General features: G+C 71.4%; 12 protein-coding genes. 6 read left to right on the top strand and 6 right to left on the bottom strand.

From position 1 onward, the window contains the following. Positions 1 to 437: 437 nt before the first annotated feature. From D0D15_RS32600 to D0D15_RS36160, 3 genes are read right to left on the bottom strand one after another with little or no spacing between them, the layout of a single operon-like run. Entirely contained in the window at positions 438 to 1,160 is a 723-nt protein-coding gene (locus D0D15_RS32600; protein WP_094003918.1) for a hypothetical protein, read from the bottom strand. After that, a complete protein-coding gene (eccE, locus tag D0D15_RS32595; RefSeq protein ID WP_094003921.1) occupies positions 1,157 to 2,335 on the bottom strand; it encodes a type VII secretion protein EccE in 1,179 nt (392 codons plus the stop codon). Before eccE ends, D0D15_RS32600 begins: the two co-directional genes overlap by 4 nt. A 23-nt stretch (positions 2,336 to 2,358) precedes the next feature. Next, positions 2,359 to 2,583, bottom strand: a complete 225-nt coding sequence (locus D0D15_RS36160; protein ID WP_162830711.1) for a hypothetical protein — start codon at positions 2,581 to 2,583, stop codon at positions 2,359 to 2,361. A gap of 243 nt (positions 2,584 to 2,826) precedes the next feature. Between D0D15_RS36160 and eccB the strand changes: the two genes are divergently transcribed. Next, complete coding sequence (gene eccB / locus D0D15_RS32585) at positions 2,827 to 4,449, top strand: type VII secretion protein EccB (protein WP_094003920.1); 1,623 nt, start codon at positions 2,827 to 2,829, stop codon at positions 4,447 to 4,449. A 573-nt stretch (positions 4,450 to 5,022) separates the two neighbouring features. Here the strand turns inward: eccB and mycP are convergent. Next, the gene (gene mycP, locus D0D15_RS32580; protein WP_094003922.1) at positions 5,023 to 6,477 is read right to left on the bottom strand and encodes a type VII secretion-associated serine protease mycosin; all 1,455 of its coding nucleotides are present in this window, start codon (positions 6,475 to 6,477) and stop codon (positions 5,023 to 5,025) included. A 23-nt stretch (positions 6,478 to 6,500) separates the two neighbouring features. Then, complete coding sequence (gene eccD, locus D0D15_RS32575) at positions 6,501 to 7,865, bottom strand: type VII secretion integral membrane protein EccD (RefSeq protein WP_198958134.1); 1,365 nt, start codon at positions 7,863 to 7,865, stop codon at positions 6,501 to 6,503. Between the two features lie 310 nt (positions 7,866 to 8,175). On the opposite strand from eccD, the gene eccCa reads away from it, so the two are divergent. The 5 genes from eccCa (at position 8,176) to D0D15_RS32555 (ending at position 14,998) form a co-directional block, all read left to right on the top strand. Further along, entirely contained in the window at positions 8,176 to 12,186 is a 4,011-nt protein-coding gene (gene eccCa, locus D0D15_RS32570; protein ID WP_094003924.1) for a type VII secretion protein EccCa, read from the top strand. Positions 12,187 to 12,238: 52 nt separating this feature from the next. Next, entirely contained in the window at positions 12,239 to 13,621 is a 1,383-nt protein-coding gene (locus D0D15_RS32565; RefSeq protein ID WP_244215007.1) for an Hsp70 family protein, read from the top strand. Continuing rightward, entirely contained in the window at positions 13,618 to 14,169 is a 552-nt protein-coding gene (locus D0D15_RS37410) for a type VII secretion-associated protein (protein ID WP_244215006.1), read from the top strand. The genes D0D15_RS32565 and D0D15_RS37410 overlap by 4 nt, the downstream gene beginning before the upstream one ends. Before the next feature lie 163 nt (positions 14,170 to 14,332). Beyond that, the gene (locus tag D0D15_RS32560; RefSeq protein ID WP_094003925.1) at positions 14,333 to 14,650 is read left to right on the top strand and encodes a WXG100 family type VII secretion target; all 318 of its coding nucleotides are present in this window, start codon (positions 14,333 to 14,335) and stop codon (positions 14,648 to 14,650) included. 66 nt (positions 14,651 to 14,716) lie between these two features. After that, a complete protein-coding gene (locus D0D15_RS32555; protein ID WP_094003926.1) occupies positions 14,717 to 14,998 on the top strand; it encodes a WXG100 family type VII secretion target in 282 nt (93 codons plus the stop codon). A gap of 50 nt (positions 14,999 to 15,048) precedes the next feature. On the opposite strand, the gene D0D15_RS37405 is transcribed toward D0D15_RS32555, so the two are convergent. Then, positions 15,049 to 15,327 (bottom strand): DUF4333 domain-containing protein, encoded by a 279-nt coding sequence (locus tag D0D15_RS37405; protein ID WP_233157100.1) that lies wholly within the window; start codon positions 15,325 to 15,327, stop codon positions 15,049 to 15,051. Between the last annotated feature and the right edge of the window lie 773 nt (positions 15,328 to 16,100).

The following is a 16,100-nucleotide window of genomic DNA, read 5'->3' as shown; positions in this document are numbered from 1 at the left end:
TGGTCGCCGATCAGGCGTGTCAAGGTACTCTTTCCCGCCTTGACACGCCTGCTCGGCGACTGAAACACAATCAGGCATCGGGGGCGGGGGTGGTCGGAAGGTGACCGTTCGGCGCCGTGAGGCGCTTCCCGCCCGCAGGGCGGACTCCCCGCCTGCCCAACGTCACCTCTAAAGATCAAAAGATGTCCTCGCCGGACGGGCAGGCTCCGGGATGACGGGGGAATGCAGGCACCTCACCTCGGGCAGGTGGTCGCTGGGTGGTCATCCCGTCGCCTGCGGTTTGTGCATATCACCTTGAGCCAGGGCCGCAAGGTTGGCATGTCATCTCGCGCTGGCGGCCTGGGTTGCGGCCCTGGCTCAAGGTGATCGTTCCGGTGTCAGGCGACGGGATGACCACCCAGCTCGGGTTGTGTTCAAAGCACGGCGCTGGCGCGCCGTCAGTCGCCGCGCCTGACTGGGCCCAGTAGTGCCTGCTCCTTCGGTGTGGTGACCAGCCGGAGTGGCCGCCACAGGTTCTGGCCCAGCGCCACCACCTGGTCGTCCTTCAGCGTGGTCAGCTGCCGCATCATCTGGGGTGGCAACCGCCAGATCCGGGCGGCCAGCTCGGCCTGTCCGACGGGCAGGCGCTGCATCAGCACCACATCCGCGGCGTTCGCGATCGTCGTTGCCTGGGGGTGCAGGTACGGCAGCACGTAGACCGTCGTGTGCCAGGGCGATCGCGGCGGGAACAGGTCCTGCGGCGTCGGCCCGCCGTCGGTGACCACGAGCAGCGGTGCGTCCTCCGACGGGCGCGGCAGCTCGACCGGCGAGAGCCGGCGGATGGTCACCAGCGGCGACGGTCGCCCGTTCGGCTGGTTCCCGGCCGCCTTCGGCAGCACCTGCCACGCCGCCGGCCGCCCGGTCGCGATGGTCACCCACGCGCCGACGGCCATCGCCCGCAGCGCCACCTGCCGCGCCAGGTACAGACCACCCACCAGCACGATCCGAGTGGGCGCGGCACGCAGCGCGGAGATCGTCAGCGGCTCGCCCTTCAGCCCCGAGCCGACCACGATCCCGCCGCGGTCACCGGACGGGCTGACCGCGTCCAGCAGCACCGGGTCGACGACGAACTCGGGCGCCACACCCGTGTTCCGGCCCGGGTCCCGAAGCCGCAGGCTCATGCGGTGCCTCCCATCGGCATGGTCGCGGCGAGCCCGTCGATCTGCAGGCCGCGCAGCGGGGTCAGCGACACACCGACGCGCTCGGCGAGCGAGTTGAGCCGCTCGTCGGCGGTGTCCAGCTCGCGCGGGTTGCGGGCGCTGAGCCGCACCACCCCGCGCAGACCGACCTTGCCCTCGTCGTCGGCGGGCGAGATGGACATCGCCACGGTCGAGGACAGCGTGCGGACACTGGTCAGGGCGTTCAGCGTGGTGGTGATCTTGCCCTTGGGCCAGCTGGTGATCGCGTAGCTGGCGTGCCCGATGCCGGCCGCGGTCGCGCTGGTCCAGTTCTCCTTCATGCTCACCTTCGAGCCGCCGGCGACCGCCGCGGTCAGCTCCGCGGCCGAGATCCCGGCCCGCAGCAGCTCGTCCGGGCTGAGCGGGCGCGTCGGCACGCCCTGCGACTCCAGGGCGTTGCGCACGCGGGACAGCGCGCCGATCAGGGCGCGGTGCGCGCCGACCACGCCGCCACCGCGTTCCCGGATCGCGGTCGGGCAGCGCCGCGGGTCCAGCCGGATGGCGACCCACGTGGTGCGCCGCGCGGCGGCCGGCAGCGGCCCGAGGACCTCCAGGTAGGACGTCAGCGCGGGCGAGTCCGCGGGCAGCGCCGCGCTGCCCGGGTAGCAGTGCCAGATCATCTGGATGGAGTCCAGGACCACACCGCGGTCCTCCAGGCACGGCGCCAGCGCCGACAGCGGCAGGCTGGGCGCGCCGCCGGCCTGCGTGATCAGGGCCGGCGCGGGCTCGACGAGCAGGACCGCGGTCCATGTGCCGTCGTGCCAGGCGAGCCCGACCTCCTGCAGCTCGTGGTCCTTGCCGTGGGCGACCACGAGGTCCGGCACGACGAGCCGCAGCAGGCTGACGCGCACGTCCTCGGGGCCGGTAACGGACACGTCGTCGGTCACGATGGCCTGGGCGTCGGGCTTCGGCGGCGTCGACACCCGGTCGTGGTTCCGGAACGAGTAGCGCAGCGTAAGTCCAACCCATTGGGTGAACCACTGACCGCGCCAGCGCAGGATCGCGATGATCAGGGCGGCGGCGAGCACGCCGATGCCGACGTAGAGCAGCGACTCGTTGATCGCGATGAGGATCAGCCCGATCGCCAGGCCGATCTCCAGCACCACGAGGTTGATCACCGGGACGGGACCGAGCCGGGTGTTCAGCACGCGGCGGCGGGCCGGGGGAGCGACCGGCGCCGGACGTTCGGCGGGCGGCTGCGCGGGCGGCGGTCCACCCGGACCGCCTGGTCCGCCCGGACCGCCTGGGCCACCCGGTCCACCAGGGCCGCGGCCACCGGGACCACCGGGACCACCCGGTCCGCCCGGGCCTCCGGGGCCTTGTGGGCCGCGCGGTCCGGCGGGTCCTCCCGGCCCGCCCGGCACACCGCCGCGCGGTGGCGGACCCGGCGGGCGGCCCCTCGGCGGCGGCGAACCCGGAGGCCCACCCGGACGTGGCGGAGTGGTGACGGACATCCGCTCGTTCTTCCCCTCGTACCTACAGCGATCCCGGCAAGCCGGTCGGCCGGGAACCCGACCCTAACCGGAGTTGGGAGAAACCCACACCGGCGGAGTTCCCGTACCGCTATCCTGCGGAACCGTACCGCGACTCGGGGAGCAGTAGGTCGAGAATGCCGTCAACACCGACAACGAAATCGCAAGTTCACGCTTACCAGTTCGTGCTGCGCCGCATGCAGTCCGCGCTGGTCCGGCGTGACTCGGTCATGCTCCACGACCCCATGCGGACCCACGGCAGAGCGACCATCGTGGGGTTCATCCTGGCGCTGCTCGGTGTCGTCGGCTTCGTGATCTTCGGGTTGATCAGCCCGAAGCCCGCCGTGCCGGACTCGGGCAACATCGTGATCGGCAAGGAGTCCGGCGCGATCTACGTGGTCACCGGCAACCCGAAGCAGCTGGTCCCGACCTTCAACCTGGCCTCGGCGCGGCTGCTGCTGATGGCGCAGTCGGGGCAGAACGGCGGTGCCGCGACGGCGGCGGTGGAGCCGTCGGTGGTGCCGGACGACCAGCTCAAGGACATCCCGCGCGGACGGCTGACGGGCATTGTGGACGGTCCGCAGCTGCTGCCGACCACGTCGCAGCGGGTTTCCGACGACTGGGCGGTGTGCGACCAGCTGACCATCCGGGACGACCTGCCCGACCAGGTCGCCGTGCAGCAGGCCACGAACGCGACGACGGTGCTCGCCGGCGTGTCCAGCCCGGGGCGTGAGCTCGGCGACAGCGAGGCCGTGCTGGCCGTGGGCGAGAACGGCAAGCCGTACCTCATCTACCGCCTGGAGCGGAACCCGAACCAGCCGAACGCGAACACGGTGCGCGCCGAACTCGACCCGTCGCGCGCCGGTGTCTACACGGCACTCGGCCTGAACCCGCAGAACGCGCGGCGCATCTCGATCGGCCTGCTGAACGCCATCCCGCAGGTGACGCCCTTCACCCCGCCGTCGATTCCCGGGCAGGGCAACGCGTCGCAGTTCTCCGCGCTGCAGAACTTCAGCCTCTCGGTGGGTGACGTGTTCGCGGTGCCGTTCGCGGACGGCACCAATGTGAACTACGTCATCCTGCAGAACGGCATCCAGCGGGTGTCCCCGGCGGTCGCCGACCTGATCCGGTTCTCGTCCGACTCCAACGCCGCGCCGCGCCCGCAGGAGGTGCGGCCGGACGTGATCAGCAGCATCCGCCAGATCCAGTCCGGTGACGCGGACGCGCTCAAGGTGGACACCATGCCGGCCAAACTGCCGACGGTCCTGGACCCGACGCAGACGCCGGTGACGTGCCTGGGCTGGAACGTGGTGAACCCCGGCGACCCGACGACGGAGGACCAGCACACGGCCGTCTACGTCGGCACGCAGCTCCCGATCCCCGCCGACGCGAAGCTGATCCAGATCGGCCAGCCGAGCCCGGACGGCCTGAAGATCGACAACTTCTACATGCCTCCGGGCCGCGGAGCGGTCATCCGGTCGGCGACGTCGAAGCAGTCGTTCAAGACGGGCCCCATCTCGCTGGTGACCGACCGGGGCCTGCGGTACGGGGTACCGGACGCGAACACGGCGAACGCGCTGGGCCTGAGCGACCCGAGGCCGGCCCCGGACGCCATCGTGCGCCTGCTGCCGACCGGAGCGTCGCTGAACGTGCAGGACGCGCAGCGGAGCTACGACTCGGTGCCGGTCTCCCCGAACGCGGGCAGCTTCCCGAGTCAGCAGCAACAGGCCGCCGGCGGCACGGGCGCATCCGGAAACTAGCAGGTCCACTTAGGACGGCGGCCCCTCGCGAAAGCGAGGGGCCGTCTTCTTTTCGAGACCGCCGCCCGGCAACGCAACAGCACCGACTACCCCAACCAGACCTCCCCCGCCCCCGATCCACAGCCGGTCTTTGGTCGCCGATCAGGCGTGTCAAGGTACTCTTTCCCGCCTTGACACGCCTGATCGGCGACTGAAACACAATCAGGCATCGGGGGCGGGGGTGGTCGTAAGGTGACCGTTCGGCGCCGTGAGGCGCTTTCCGCCCGAAGGGCGTTGCCCGCCCGTAGGGCGGGCTCTTCGCCTGCCTAACGTCACCTCTAAAGATCAAGAGATGTCCTCGCCGGACGGGCAGGCTCCGGGATGACGGGGGACCGTTGTCGGCTCACCTCGGGCAGGTGGTCGCTGGGTGGTCATCCCGTCGCCTTCCGGTTTGTGCATATCACCTTGAGCCAGGGCCGCAAGGTTGGCATGTCAACTCACGCCCCAGCGGAGGTTGCGGCCCTGGCTCAAGGTGATCGTCACGTGTCAGGCGACGGGATGACCACCCAGCTTCGTTGGGTTTTACGGCCCCGGCTAGCTCGCCTTGCGGGTGTGGCGGAGCGTGCGCATCACGAACATCACCACGAGCAGCACCACGAGGCCGCCGCCGGTGCCGGCCAGCGCCACGATCATCGGTGTCCAGTTCTTCGGGGACGCGTCCGGCAAGCCGGACGGCAGCTGCCGTCCCGACTCCGCCGCCAGGCCCTCCTCCGACGGCACGATCGCGGTCAGCGCCGCCACCGGGTTCACCACCCCGTAGCCGGTGAAGTTGTCCCGCCCGCCCTGCGCGCCCGGGTGCTGCGCGGTCACCCGGATCCGGTTCATGATCTGCCGCGCGTTGAGGTGCGGGTACTGCGCGGCCACCAGCGCGGCGACCCCGGCCACGTACGGCGCCGCGAAGCTCGTGCCCTGGATCGGCGTCGCCTTGTCGTTCTCGATCGTCTGGTTCGCCAGCTGCGACGAGCCCTTCGACGGGTCCAGCGAGATGATGTTGGTGCCCGGCGCGGCCACGCTCACCCACGGCCCGTGCACGCTGAACGGCGCCACCCCGCCGGTCTCGTCGATCGCCGCCACCGACAGCACGTCGTCGGCGAACCACGGGGGCGTCACGATCGACCGCGGCCGGTTCGGGTCGGGCTGGTCGTTCTGCGGGCACGTCTCCGACGTGTTGCCGGCCGCGGCCACGACCACGACGTTCCGGTCCACCGCGTACCGCACCGCCGCCTGGATCGCCCGCTCGCCGTCGGTGATCGAACCGTCCGCGGGGCGGCAGTTGTCCACCGACATGTTGATCACGTCGACGTTCAGGTTCGCCGCGCGCACGATCGCCTGCGCGAGCGACAGCGTGGTGCCCGCGCCGTTGGCGTCGTTCTGCTGGCGGCCGCCGGTCTGCTGCCCGCTGGTGCCGCCCGCGGAGTCCGGCTTGGCGTAGTTCTGGCTGGACTGCCGGATCGACACGATCGTCGAATCGGGCGCGACACCGGTGAACCCGATCTGGTCCTGCGGGGTCCGCGCCGCGATGATCCCGGCCACCTCGGTGCCGTGACCGTCGCAGTCGTTCAGGCCGTTGTCGCCGGCCGAGACGTAGTCGCCGCCGCCCTCCAGGCGCGGCAGGTACGGGTGCTGCGTGACCCCGGTGTCGATCACCGCGACCCGGATCCCGCCGCCCGCCGAACCCGTCTTGGCACGCGCGAGCTGCTGGGCCTCCTCGATCTGGAGGTACTGCTGGCCCCACGGCTTCTCGCGCAGCACGACCTCCTTCTGCCCGAGGTCGCGCGTCACGCAGGCGTTCTTCTGCTGGTAGTCGAAGCTGTTGCGGCCGCCGTTGTCGCTCGGCAGGTACCTGGCCTCGAACGGCGGCGGCACCGCCCAGTACCCGCCGGAGCCGGTGCCGCCCGTCTGGGCCTGGGCCGTGCCGGTCGCCAGCACGCCGATCGACGCCGCCAGCAGGACGGTCGCCGTCCGGCCGGGCACACCGAGTCTCCGCACGCGAGTTCCCCCTCGAGTCATGCTCAGCCGAACGAGATGTGGCGCAGCGTGGCGTAGAGGTCCATGACCGCCAGTGCGAGCGGCAGCACGGTGGCGATGCAGATCGCCTCGAAGATCTCCACGGTGCGGCGCAGCGGCGGCGAGAACCGCTGGTTCGGGAACACCACGCCGACCACCAGCGAACCGGCGCCGATGATCACCAGCACTCCGAACACCCACAGCAGACGGCCCATCGGGGTCTGCGTGCCCAGCCAGCCGATCAGGATGCCGGCGCCGGAGACGATCCCGGTGGTCAGCAGCGCGACGGCCTGGCTGCCGTTGGCGTAGGAGCGGGCGCGCAGCAGCAGGACCATCGTCGCGACGGCCGCGGTGAGGATGCCCCACACCCCGGGCGCGGTCGCGGTGATGATCGCGGCGATCGCGGTCGCGCTGCCGCAGCCGATCAGCAGACCGGTCATGTAGTTGTGGGCGACGGCCGTGCGGCGCTCGATCTCGGTGTAGTCCGGGAACGTGGTGTCCTCTTTGAGCTCCTCCGCGGTGCCCGGCACGTGCGGCAGCGGCAGCTTGGCCAGCCAGATCGTCGCGCGCGGCAGCAGCGAGATCAGCGCGAGCGCGCCGGCCGCGGTGCCCGCGGCGATGCCGGGCGCGGGGTGCGCGATCAGGGTCGCGACGGTGAACGCGATCACCCCGATGACCCCGGCCGTGGCGGCGGCGATGAACGTCGTGATGCCCGCGCCCATGATCATGATGGCGACCGCGGCCAGGATCACCACCAGCCCGCTGGCCAGCAGCAGGTTGGCGCGCACGGTCAGCCCGGGCACGGCGTAGAAGCCGGCCACGAAGGCGAACGGCAGGCCACCCGCGGCGGCGATCACCACGCCGGTCGCCTCGGCCTGGTAGGCCTTGGCCAGGGTCGCGCCGACCGCGAGGCACGCGATCGCCGCGACACCCGCGGTGAGCGCGGCGGCGAGGCCGTTGCCGCCGAACAGCGGGCCGCCGAAGAACAGGGCCAGCGCCGCGGTGAACAGGGCCAGGCCGCCCGCGATGTGCCCGATGCGGCGCGCGGTTTCCGTGGTCCACGGCCGGAACGTGTCCGGCTGGGCGTCGGCGATCGCGTCGACCACGTCGTCGTACAGCGGCGGCGGCGGGTTGTCGTTGCGCTTGCGCAGCTGGAGCAGGTCACCGTCGACGATGCCGAGCGAGGCGAGCGTGCGGCTCGGGTCCAGCGGCGCGTCGCCCAGCTTGGCCAGTGCCCAGCCGCCGTGGCGGGCGCCGCCGTCCGGCGACTTCTCCCGGGCCATGTCCAGCAGCATCGGCATCAGGTCGGCGACCGCGACGTCGGCGGGCAGCGCCACGTCGATCCTGGTGCGGGGCGCGACCACCGTCACCCTGCTGAATACCGTCGTGCCCGTTGCCACTTGCCTGCCCCCTACCCGAGAGAATGCTGCGGGCTACTTATACCGAACGACCGTGTCCGCGGCAGCCGCTGCCCGTGAATTCCTGCCCAACGTGCGCCCGCGGATCGTTCCGGACTGTCGGTGGGCGGTCCTAGTATTACTGCACCTGGCTCCGCCTCGGGGGTGGATTCGGGCAATCGGTGCCGGGTTGGGCGGTCTCGGCCTCGGAAGAGGTCGTTGTTCGCTACCGTGTGGGCGCTGGAGGAGCAGGCGAGACACGAGTTGAAGAGGGGACCCTTCGGTGAGCACGCTGCAGTTCAAGAGGTCACCAAGGCTTGCTGCGCCGCGCCCACCGGGCGGTGAGGTCCACCTCGAGCCGCCACCCGAGGTGCCCCGCACGATCCCGGGCAACGTCGTCCAGAAGATGATGCCGGTGGTCATGATCGTGGCCACCCTCGGCATGGTCGTGGTCATGTTCACCACCGGCGGTGCGGCCGCGCGCAGCCCGCTGACCCTGATGTTCCCGCTGATGATGCTCATGTCGATGGGCGGCATGTTCGCCGGCGGTGGCAAGAGCGGCGGGGCCAAGAAGGCCGAGATGAACGAGGACCGCAAGGACTACCTGCGGTACCTCGGGCAGATGCGCGAGCGCGCCCGCGAGGCGATGGCCGAGCAGCGCGCGTCGCTGGAGTGGGTGCACCCGGATCCGCAGGCGCTGTGGTCGCTGGCCGCGAGCCGCCGCATGTGGGAGCGCCGCCAGAACGACCAGGACTTCCTGCACCTGCGCGTCGGCCGGAGCTCGCACCGGCTGGCCACGCGCCTGGTGCCGCCGCAGACCGGCCCGGTCGACGAGCTGGAGCCGATCGCGACGCTGGCGTTGCGCCGGTTCGTGCGCGCCCACTCGATCGTGCCCGACCTGCCCACCCAGATCACCCTGCGCGGCTTCGCGGCGGTGAGCCTGAGCGGCGACAAGGAGCTGACCCGCGGGCTGACCAGGGCGATGCTGGCCCAGCTGGTCACCTTCCACAGCTGTGACGACGTGCTGCTCGCGTTCGCCACCACCGGCCGCGCGAAGGCCGAGTGGGAGTGGGCGAAGTGGCTGCCGCACGTGCAGCACCCGGAGCTGGCCGACGGCATCGGCCAGCTGCGGATGATGGCCGGCTCGCTCGCGCAGATCGAGCAGTGGCTGGACGCGGAGCTGCGCGACCGGCCGCGGTTCTCGCGCAACGCGACGCCGTCGCCGGACCAGCCGCACGTCGTGATCGTGCTGGACGACGCCGAGGTCACCCGCGAGGAGCAGATCATCCTCGAGGAGGGCCTGGTCGGCGTCACGCTGATCGACCTGTCCGACTCGCTGGGCAACCTCGCCGCGCGCCGCGGCCTGCGCCTGGTGGTGGAGAAGGAGCGGGTCGGCGCGCGCAGCGGCGGCGGCATCGAGTGGTTCGGCAAGCCGGACACCCTGAGCGTGGTCGAGTGCGAGGCGCTGGCGCGCAAGCTCGCGCCGTACCGCGTCGGCAGCGCCGCGCAGGAGGCCAGCGAGGACGAGCCGCTGCTGTCCAACCCCACGCTGCTGGAACTGCTCGGCATCCCGGGCGACCCGATGACGTTCGACGTGCAGCAGGCGTGGCGGCCGCGCCCGGTGCGGGACCGCTACCGCGTCCCGTTCGGCATCGGCGAGTTCGGGCAGGCCGTCGAGCTGGACATCAAGGAAGCCGCGATGGAGGGCATGGGCCCGCACGGCCTGTGCATCGGGGCGACCGGTTCCGGTAAGTCGGAGTTCCTGCGCACGCTGGTGCTCGGGCTGCTGGCCACGCACTCCAGCACGACGCTGAACATGATCCTGGTCGACTTCAAGGGTGGTGCGACGTTCCTCGGCCTGGACAAGGCCCCGCACGTCGCCGCCACGATCACCAACCTGGCCGGTGACCTGACGCTGGTCGACCGGATGAAGGACGCGATCGCCGGTGAGGTCGCGCGGCGCCAGGAAGTGCTCGCGAAGGGCAACTACAAGAACGTCTGGGACTACGAGAAGGCCCGGGAGAACGGCGCCGACCTCGACCCGATGCCCGCGCTGTTCATCTGCATCGACGAGTTCTCCGAGATGCTGTCGGCCAAGCCGGACTTCATCGACATCTTCCTCCAGATCGGCCGCGTCGGCCGGTCGCTGCAGATGCACATGCTGCTCGCCTCGCAGCGGCTGGAGGAGGGCAAGCTGCGTGGTCTGGACACGTTCCTGTCCTACCGGATCGGTCTGAAGACGTTCTCCGCGGCGGAATCGCGTGCCGCGATCGGTGTGCCGGACGCGTTCGAGCTGCCCTCGATCCCGGGTTCCGGGTACCTGAAGTACGACACGAACACGATGGTCCGCTTCAAGGCGTCCTATGTGTCCGGTCCGTACCGGCCGGCGGGGATGCAGGCGGCCGGGCCGGTCGCCAACGTGGTGCGCGCGGACAAGCGGCCGCAGTTGTTCGTGCCCGACTACGTCGAGCTGCCGCCGGAGCCGGAGCCGGAGCCGGTGCGCGTGGAGGCCGTGCCCCAGCCGCAGCAGGAGGAGGGCACCGAGCCCACCGAGCTGGAGGTCATCGTCGACCGCCTGGTCGGCCAGGGCCCGCCCGCGCACGAGGTGTGGCTGCCGCCGCTGGACGAGTCGAACTCGCTGGACACGCTGCTGCCGAACCTGAACCCGACCGACGACCGCGGTCTGTCGCCGGTGGGCTTCTTCGGCAACGGCAAGCTGCAGGTCCCGATCGGCATCGTCGACCGGCCGTTCGAGCAGCGGCGCGACCCGCTGTGGGCGGACTTCTCCGGTGCGGCCGGTCACGGTGTGATCGTCGGCGGCCCGCAGTCGGGCAAGTCGAACCTGCTGCGCACGCTGATCATGTCGCTGTCGCTGGCCAACACCCCGGAGGAGGCGCAGTTCTACTGCATCGACCTCGGTGGTGGCACGCTCGCCGGCCTGTCCGACCTGCCGCACGTCGGTGGTGTCGCGGTGGCCCGGCGCGAGCCGGACAAGGCCCGCCGCATCGTGGCCGAGCTGAACGCGCTCGCCAACGCGCGGGAAGGCCTGTTCGGGCAGCTGGGCATCGACTCGATGGCCGACTTCCGCAACCGGAAGCGGCGCGGCGAAATCACCCCGGAGCAGGACCCGTGGGGCGACGCGTTCCTGGTCGTCGACGGCTGGCGCGCTCTGCGCGACGACTTCGAGGAGCTGGAGCCGCAGATCACCGCCCTGGCCCAGCGCGGTCTGGCCTACGGGGTGCACGTGATCATCTCGGCGAACCGGTGGGCCGACATCCGCCCGGCGATCAAGGACATGCTGGGCACGCGCTTCGAGCTGCGGCTCGGTGACCCGAGCGAGTCGGACATCGACCGCCGGGTCGCGGTGAACGTGCCCGAGGGCCGCCCCGGCCGCGGTCTGACCCGCGACCGGCTGCACATGCTGATCGGCCTGCCGCGGATCGACGGGTCCAGCGACCCGGAGACGATCGGCGCGGGTGTGGCGGACGCGGTCGCCAAGATCAAGGCCGCGTGGCCGGGCCGCCCGGCGCCGCAGGTGCGGCTGCTGCCGGAGATGGTGTCCTACGAGGACGTGCTGTCGATGGACAAGCAGCGGCACACCAAGCTCATCCCGATCGGCATCAACGAGGACGAGCTGGCGCCGGTCTACCTGGACTTCGACGCCGACCCGCACTTCATCGCCTTCGCCGACGGCGAGTCCGGCAAGACGAACCTGCTGCGGCAGATCACGCGCGGGATCACCGAGCGGTACACGGCCAAGGAAGCGGTCATCGTGCTGGTCGACTACCGGCGCACGATGCTCGGGTTCGTCGAGGGCAACCACCTGCTCGGCTACGCGGTGTCGGCCAACCAGCTGGACGGCATGGTCAAGGACATCGTCGGGTCGATGACCCGGCGGCTGCCCGGGCCGGACGTCACGCAGGAGCAGCTGCGCAACCGGTCCTGGTGGAAGGGCCCGGAGCTGTTCATCGTGGTCGACGACTACGACCTGGTGGCCACCCAGACGTCCAACCCGCTCAAGCCGCTGTCGGAGTTCCTGGCCCAGGCCAAGGACGTCGGCCTGCACATGGTCGTGGTGCGGCGCACGGGTGGTGCGTCGCGGGCGGCCTACGACCCGATCATCGGCAAGCTGAAGGAGATCGCGGCGCCGGGCATCGTGATGAACGGCAGCAAGGACGAGGGCCAGCTGCTGGGCAACGTCAAGCCGGGTCCGATGCCGCCGGGCCGTGGTGTGCTGGTGAGCCGCAAGGTCGGCAAGCAGCTGATGCAGGTGTCGTGGATCCAGCCGGACTGATCGGGACCGTCCTTTCCGGACCGTTCGGACTCGGGCGCCACGGGGGCGCCTCGTGACCCTGCGTGTCGCCGTGGACTTCGGGACGTCGAGCACCTGCGTGGTGGCCGCGTTGAACGGCCGGCCGCCCCAGGTGGTCGTCGTCGACGGGCAGCCGCTGATGTCCTCGGCCGTGTACGCCGCGGCCGACGGCACCCTGTTCGTCGGGCAGGAGGCCGACCGGCAGGCGGCGATGGACCCGTCGCGCTACGAGCCGAACCCGAAGCGCCGCATCGACGAGGGCGAGCTGCTGCTCGGCGACCGCGTCCTGCGGGTCACCGACGTCGTGTGCGCGGTGCTCGACCGCGCCGTCACCGAGGCCCGCCGGCTCGCCGGCAACGCCGAGGTCGACCTGCTCGTGCTGACCCACCCGGCCGACTGGGGCGCGGTCCGCACCCGGCTGCTGCGCCAGGCCGCCGGTGGTCTGGCCCGCGAGGTCACGCTCGTGCCGGAACCGGTCGCGGCCGCGGTGTTCCACGCCGCCACTTTCGCGCCCGAGGAGATCAACTCCGACCGCACCGTCGAGATCAGCAACCGCCCCGGCGCGACGCTGGCCGTGCTCGACCTCGGCGGCGGCACGGTCGACGTGAGCGTGGTGAGCCGCGTTCCCGGGCACCGCGGCGGGTTCCAGGTGCTCGCCACCCGTGGCGACCCGAGCTTCGGCGGCGCCGACGTCGACCAGCTGCTGCTGGAGCACGTCGGCGGTCTGGTGTCGTCGGCCGATCCGGAGGCGTGGCGCCAGCTCGTCGAGGGCCGCGAACTGGCCGACCGGCGCCGCCGCCGGGTGTTGCGGCAGGACGTCCGTGGCGCGAAGGAAACGCTGTCCCGCCACGCCTACACCGACGTCCCGATGCCGCCGCCGTTCGCCGACGCGCACGTCACCCGGGAGGACCTGGAGCGTCTCGTCGCCGCGCCGCTCGGCCGCGCGGTCGAGCTGACCTGCGCCGCGATCGAGGAGGCCGAGCTGCGGCCGAAGCAGCTCAGCGCGATCTTCCTGGTCGGCGGGTCCAGCCGGATCCCGATGATCTCGCGGCTGGTGCACGAGCGGACCGGGGTCGTGCCGACCACTTTGGACCAGCCGGAGACGGTCGTGGCCCGCGGCGCGCTGCTCGCCGTGCAGAAGGCGCCGTCCGCGCCGCCGCCGCGGGTGCCGGCCCGGCAGCTCGCCGACCAGCGCACGGAGGTCGTGCGCAACCCCAACGTGCCGCGGCCCGGGTTCTCGCCCCGGCCACCCACCCCGCCCGGCGGGTTCAGCGGCCCCGCCGTGCCGCGGCAGGCGCCGCACGGGGTGCGCCGTCCGCCGCCGGGCCCGCCGCGCCCCGCGCGCCACAGCCCGGCCCCGCACGGTTCGGGGCCCAGCTCGCCACCGCGCGGGATCCCGCGCCGCCGGCCCGCGTGAAGCCGAAGCTGCCGTGGATCATCGGCGGTGCGGTGGTCGACGACGCGGCCGCGGTCGCCGGGCTGCTGCTGGCGCTGAACGCCGACGGGGAGCCCGAGCAGCCGCCCGGGAAGGTCGTCGCGCAGTACCACTACCAGTTCACCGCGCCGCAGGACTGGACGCAGACCGGTGGCGATCCCGATCTGCGGGAGACGCTGATCAAGCCGGACGACGCGCAGCAGCAGTTCGACTCGGTGTCGGTGCAGGAGCACCCGTTGTCCTACGACGCGTCGGCGGATCCCGACCGGCTGGTGGGGGAGTTGCGGTCGCAGATCATGGCCGCACCGTCGCAGTACTCCGGGTTCGATCCGGACGCGACGTACGCCGGCCGGAACGTCATCTTCTACCACCAGGTGCTGCCCGGACAGAACGCGTCGATCGACTGGTACGCCTTCGCGCAGGGCAAGGTCCAGGTGAACGTCGGATGCGTGTATGCGAACGAGAACGCGCGCCAGCGGGTCGACGGCGCCTGCACCCAGGTGATCAAGACGCTGAACATCAGCGCGTGAAATCGCTCGCCCACTCGTCCGGGTGAGCGCGGCATTCACTCTCGCAACTACTTCGGGGAAGTGCGGGACAAGGCGGAACCGCCCATGGCAAGGTCGTCGTCGTAGGTCCGTAAGGCGGTTGGGATCGTTACGGACGACACCACGACGAAGGGGGTAGTTCCTCATGGCAGGCGGCTTTGAAGGGGATCCGGCAGAATTTGCGGCCGCGCACCTGAAGGTGTCCGAGGCCAAGCTGGCGATGGACCAGAACCTGATGCAGCTGGCCAACAACATCGCGGCCACGCAGGCGGGCTGGACCGGCCCCGCGGCCAAGGTGTTCCAGGAGGTCATGGACGCGTTCGCGCAGAAGTCGGCGAAGCTGAACGACGCGCTCGAGCACATCGGCGAGATGCTGAAGTCCTCCGGTGTCCAGTACGAGGTGCAGGACCAGGAAGTCAACCAGCAGCTGAGCTCGCTCCAGGCCGCTCTCGAAGGCCTGTGACCGCGGCCCGAGCGCCGTTTCTCCACCTGACTTCCCAGACCAGAGAGGACAATCATGTCGGGCCCGATGAAGGTCGATTACGCCACGATCCACCAGGCAGCCACGGACTGCAACAAGACCGGTGGCGAGCTGGAGAACCTGTTCACGCAGCTGAAGTCGGATCTCGCTCCGCTGACCAACTCCTGGACCGGTGACGCGCAGCAGGCGTGGCACGACCGGCAGGAGGAGTGGAACCGCGCGCTGGAGGACATGAAGGCCCTCCTCGCCCGGATCGCCACCGCGCTGCCGCAGATCGCCGACGGCTACCAGGCGACCGACACCGGCATCACCAAGATGTTCGGCGGCTGATCATTTCCCGAAAGGGCCCCGGCTGGTTGAGCCGGGGCCTTTTGCGTTCGTCAGCGCGGCATTCCGACTTCGTACTGGGCCTGGTCGTTGAGTACGCGGACGGTCACCTTTTTCGGTTGCCCGGCAACGGTGACGGTGCATTCGAACGTGGTTCCCGTGCGGACGGGCTGGTCCTCGGGGCACTGGGCGTCTCGGACATCGCCCTCGCCGAAGTCCTCGCGGAGGATCTTGAGGACCCCGTCCTGGACGGCGGTCTGGTCGAGGGTGTCTCCCTGGAACGCGCCGAGCAGCCAGGCGCCGGCCCCACCGGCACCGAGCAGAACAACCACGGCGAGCCCGATCAGGAGCGGCTTGGTGGAGCGCCTGGGCTTCTCCGGAGCGAACGCACCAAACCCCCCATAGCTCGGCTGCCACTGCCCACCCTGCTGGGGCTGGGACCCGCTGGCCGGGTTGTGGGCGGAGTGGTTCGGGCCTGGGGTGGGGTAGGGCTGGGCTGCTTCGCCGGGCTGCCACTGCCCACCCTGCTGGGGCTGGGACCCGCTGGCCCCTTGCTGCCCCCACGCCTGCGGCACTGGCCCGCTCGGCGGACCCGCGACGGACCCGGCGCCGCCCGGGCCGGGTTGCTGGTTCCAGGGTTGGGGCACCGGCCCGCTGGTGGGGTTCGGGTTGCCCGGGTGGCTCCACGGTGCGGCGGTGGGGCCGCTCACCGGGCCCGAGGAGGCGCCTTGCTGCCCCCACGCCTGCGGCATCGGCCCCGGCTGCTGGCCCCAGGCCTGCGGCATCGGCCCGCTCGTCTCGCCTGCTTGGGGCCCGGGCTGCGGTGCGGGCCCGCCGACCCCCTGCTGGCCCCAGGCCTGCGGTACCGGCCCGCTCGTCTCGCCTGGTTGCTGCCACGGCTGCGGCGCGGGCCCGCCGGCTCCCTGCGGCACTGGCCCGCTCGTCTCGCCTGGTTGATGCCAGGGCTGAGCTGCGGGTCCACCAGCCCCCTGCTGCCCCCACGCCTGCGGAGGCCCGCTCGCACCCGCCGGCTGCGTCCACCCGTGCGGCGCTGTCCCACCAGTCCCGGGCACTCCGTACCCGCCGCCCGGCATCGGCTGCGGCC

This window comes from Amycolatopsis thermalba (genome assembly GCF_003385215.1).
GTDB classification, from domain to species: Bacteria; Actinomycetota; Actinomycetes; order Mycobacteriales; family Pseudonocardiaceae; genus Amycolatopsis_E; species Amycolatopsis_E thermalba.
Note: the sequence above shows the minus strand (reverse complement) of the source record. Positions and strands in the feature narration are given on the sequence as shown.